4 protein-coding genes are annotated in these 4,177 nt (G+C 67.2%); all 4 read left to right on the top strand.

Annotation, left to right across the window (positions count from 1 at the left end; genetic code table 11):
- Positions 1–1,431, top strand: a 1,431-nt coding sequence (locus WAW85_RS02455; RefSeq protein ID WP_422558072.1) for a carboxylesterase/lipase family protein, incomplete at its 5' end; no start/stop codon positions are given.
- A 106-nt stretch (positions 1,432–1,537) separates the two neighbouring features.
- Positions 1,538–2,251, top strand: a complete 714-nt coding sequence (locus WAW85_RS02450) for a response regulator transcription factor (protein ID WP_422558071.1) — start codon at positions 1,538–1,540, stop codon at positions 2,249–2,251.
- A gap of 4 nt (positions 2,252–2,255) precedes the next feature.
- On the top strand, positions 2,256–3,746 hold the full coding sequence (locus tag WAW85_RS02445) for a sensor histidine kinase (RefSeq protein ID WP_422558070.1): 1,491 nt from the start codon (positions 2,256–2,258) through the stop codon (positions 3,744–3,746).
- A 9-nt stretch (positions 3,747–3,755) separates the two neighbouring features.
- Positions 3,756–4,177, top strand: a 422-nt coding sequence (locus tag WAW85_RS02440) for an HIT family protein (RefSeq protein ID WP_422558069.1), incomplete at its 3' end; no start/stop codon positions are given.

Raw genomic sequence — 4,177 nt, 5'->3', positions numbered from 1 at the left:
CCGCAGCCCTGGGCCGAGCCGCGCGATGCGACCACCTTCGGCTCGGTAGCGCCGCAGCCGGTGATGCCGGTGATCGACCTTGGCCCGGGCACCACACAGAACGAGGACTGCCTCTACCTGAACATCTGGTCGCCGGCCGGGGCGGCGACCGCCGCGGACCGACGCCCAGTGCTGGTGTGGTTGCACGGCGGCGCGTACATCTGCGGATCGGGCAGCCAGCCGCTGTACGACGGCTCTGCCCTGGTGACGGCCTCGCGTGCGGAAGGCACGCCGGTGGTCGTGGTGACCGTCAACTACCGGATGGGGGCACTCGGCTTCGCCGAATGGGGGGACATTCCCGGCGGTGACCGCGACTTCGAGACGAACTGTGGCGTGTCCGATGTGGTGCAGGCGCTGCGCTGGGTACGCGGCAATATCGAACGCTTCGGTGGTGACCCGGATCAGGTGACAGTCTTCGGCGAGTCGGCGGGTGGGGGGCTAGTGACGACGCTGCTCGCGGTGCCCGAAGCCGCGGGCCTCTTCGCCCGGGCCATCGCGCAGAGCTCGCCGGCTACCAGCGTCTACTCGCGCGAGCGGGCCACCCGCCATGCCGATCTCCTCCTCAAGGACCTCGGGGCCCCGGCGGATGCGGACGCGGCGGCGCTCCGGCGCCTTCCGGTGCGCGCACTGGTCGCAGCGTCGTCGCGCCTGTTCAATCAGGTGCCGGTCGACTTCCCCGGAATCATCGCCTACGCGCCGGTGATCGATGACGATCTGATCCCGGTGGATCCGCTGGCGGCCATCGGCGACGGCACGGCGCACGACGTTCCGCTGCTGATCGGCACCAACCGCGATGAGACCTCGCTCTTCAAATGGATGAAGGCGCCGCTGATGCCGGTCACGCAGGAACAAGTCGACTCGATGTTCGAGCTGATCGCCCAGGAGCAGCCGGAGGTGGCGATCCCGACCGACGACGACGTCGCCGGCGCCTACGCGCGCAGGCGCACCACGGCACGGTCGATGGGTATTTCGCGGGATCTCGGATTTCGGATGCCGGCCGTGTGGATTGCCGAAGCGCACAGCCGTCGTGCGCCGGTGCACCTGTATCGGTACGACTGGGCGACTCCGCTCTTTCGGGTGCTCGGCATCGGCGCGACGCACGCCACCGAACTCCCGTATGTCTGGGGCAATCCGGCCTCGACCAAGATGGACGTCAGCTATCGGCTGGGCGGACGCAAGGCTGGTGCCAAAGTGCAGCGCCGCATGCAGCAGCGCTGGCTCGGATTCGCCACCAACGGCGACCCGGTGTCCGCCGATTCGACGGCGCAGTGGAAGCCCTACACGCCCGCCGGCCAGGACTCGCTGCTGATCGGTGCGGACGACACTGCCGTCTCCGATCTTGACCGGAACCTGTTGCGAGCCTGGGGCTCTGAAGTCCTGGGATTCCGGTGATCTGCCCGACGATTGGTTGGCTGACGATTGGCCGCAACGACCACTCACAGGAAGCTTCCAGGATTCTTCCAGGGTGCGGCCAGTCGCCGGGTACACACTGATGGGCATGAAGGCAACGACTGCCGAACGGCCGGCGCGCGTCCTGGTCGTCGACGACGAGGAGAACATCCGCGAGCTGCTGTCGGTCTCATTGAAATACCAGGGCTACGAAGTGATGACGGCCGTCGACGGCCCCAATGCGATCGACGTCGCGCGGGCGACCCGTCCCGATGTGGTGATCCTTGATGTGATGATGCCCGGCATGGACGGCTTCGGTCTGCTCAAGCGTTTGCGGGCCGACGGCCTCGGCGCGCCCGCCCTCTTTCTCTCCGCACGGGATTCGGTAGCCGATAAGGTGACCGGCCTGACGATCGGCGGCGACGACTACGTGACAAAACCGTTCAGCCTGGAAGAGGTGGTTGCCCGCCTCGAAGTGCTGTTGCGGCGCAGCGGTTTCGGCGACGCGGACAGTGAACCGACCAAGATTCGCTTCGCCGATCTGGAACTCGACGACGAAACGCACGAGGTATTCAAATCCGGCGAGCCGGTCGCGCTCTCGCCCACCGAGTTCACCCTGCTGCGGTACTTCATGGTGAACGCTGGCACGGTGCTGTCCAAGCCACGGATCCTCGATCACGTCTGGAACTACGACTTCGGCGGCGAGGTGAACGTCGTCGAATCGTACGTCTCGTATTTGCGGCGCAAGGTCGACACTGGCGACAAGCCGCTGATCCATACGCTGCGCGGGGTCGGCTACGTGATGCGCGAGCCGCGGGTCTGAACCGGTGAACCCGACCGTGGGCAGTGCCCCCGAGACGACCGCCACCCCGCCCGCCCGAGCGGCGCGGCGCGGCATTCCGCTGCGGGTGTCCCTGGTGGCGCTCACCCTGGCGCTGGTGGTCGTCGGTCTGCTCACGTCGGGGATCGCAGTGACTTCCGCCATGCGTGCCGATCTGATCGGTCGGCTCGACGCGAGCCTGATTGAGGCCACCAATACCTGGGCGATTCCCGGACCCGGACCCTTCTCCAGTAGGGAACGCAGCCGCGGACCCCGGGGCGAGGGCCCTGGTCCGCGGCGCCCGCCCTCGAACTTCTACGTGCGCGTCGACTTCTCCGGTGAAAGCCTGGTCACCAGCGACTACGCGTGGACCCCGAACCTGAGTTCGTTACCTGTGGTCGACACCGGTCCACGAACGGTCGCCTCGACCGGGACCGGCCCGGACTGGCGGGTGATCCAGCGGATCTCGCCGACCGACCAGTCCGCGCGGATCGTTGTGGCCACGCCCCTTGCCGACGTCGACGCGACCATGTCCCGACTGATCTGGCTGCAGGTCGGCATCGGGTCAGTCGTGGTCCTCATGCTCGGCGGGGCGGGCTATCTGCTGGTCAACTCGTCGCTACGGCCGCTGCGCCGCGTCGAAGAGACGGCGCACGCGATCGCCGGCGGCGACCTGGACCGGCGGGTGCCGGAGATGCGGCCGGGCACCGAGGTGGCCAGCTTGGCCGACTCGATCAACGGCATGCTCGCCCAGATTCAGACGGCGTTCGCAGCGACCGAAGCCTCCGAGCAGCAGGCGCGCGCCTCCGAGGAACGCATGCGCCGGTTCATCGCGGACGCCTCCCATGAGTTGCGGACCCCACTGACCTCTATCAAAGGCTTCTCCGAATTGATTCGCGGCGACATGATGCCGGACCCGGCCGATGGGGTGCGGCGGATCTCTGCGGAGGCGGACCGGATGAGCATGCTCGTGGAGGATCTGCTGATGCTTGCCCGCCTCGACTCGCAGCGCCCGCTGACCACGGCGCCGGTGATGCTCTCCGAGCTGGTCCGCGACGCCGCCGCGGCCGCCCGGGCCGCCGCACCCGATCGGGAGATCATCGTCGAGGATCAGACGCGCGACCCCGGCCCCGTCGTTGACGGTGAATCGCCGCGTCTCATGCAAGTGCTGCGCAACTTGATCGGCAACGCGATCATGCACACCCCGGCGGGCACGCCGATCAGCGTTGTCGTATCCGAGGAGACCGGTCAGGCGCGCGTCGACGTCGTCGATCAGGGGCCAGGCCTGTCCGCGGAGGATGCGCAGCGGGTTTTTGAAAGGTTCTTCCGTGGTGATTCCTCGCGGCATCGGGAGACGGCGGCGGCGGGCAGCGGCCTGGGACTATCGATAGTCGCGGCGTTGATCGAAGCGCACGGCGGACGAGTCGGGGTCACGACGGGACCGGGGCAGGGCGCGCGGTTCTGGTTCGTGCTGCCGACTGTGCGTGCGCGCGACTAGGCTGTAGCCATGGCTTCGATTTTCACGCAGATCATCAACGGTGACCTCCCCGGACGGTTCGTCTGGAAGGACGGTCAGTGTGTCGCATTCTTGACGATCAACCCGGTGACTCCGGGGCACGTACTCGTGGTGCCCCGCAAAGAGATCGACCACTGGGAGCAGATCGACACCCCGACCTTCACCCACCTCACCGATGTTGCGCAGAAGGTCGGGCGGGCGATTCGGAAGGCGTACGACGCACCCCGCATGGGTTTGCTGATTGCTGGGCTCGAAGTGTCGCACCTGCATATTCATGTTTTCCCGGCGTGGTCGGAAGAGCTGTTTGATCTCCGTGCAGCAGAACAGAATCCCGATCCCGCCGTGCTCGACGAGGCGGCCCGGAAGATTCGCGCCTCGCTGTCGGCGATGGGTTACGACGAGAACGTTCCGGC

Origin of the sequence: Gordonia sp. (in: high G+C Gram-positive bacteria), from assembly GCF_049299075.1 — a bacterium.
Lineage (GTDB): Bacteria > Actinomycetota > Actinomycetes > Mycobacteriales > Mycobacteriaceae > Gordonia.
Note: the sequence above shows the minus strand (reverse complement) of the source record. Positions and strands in the feature narration are given on the sequence as shown.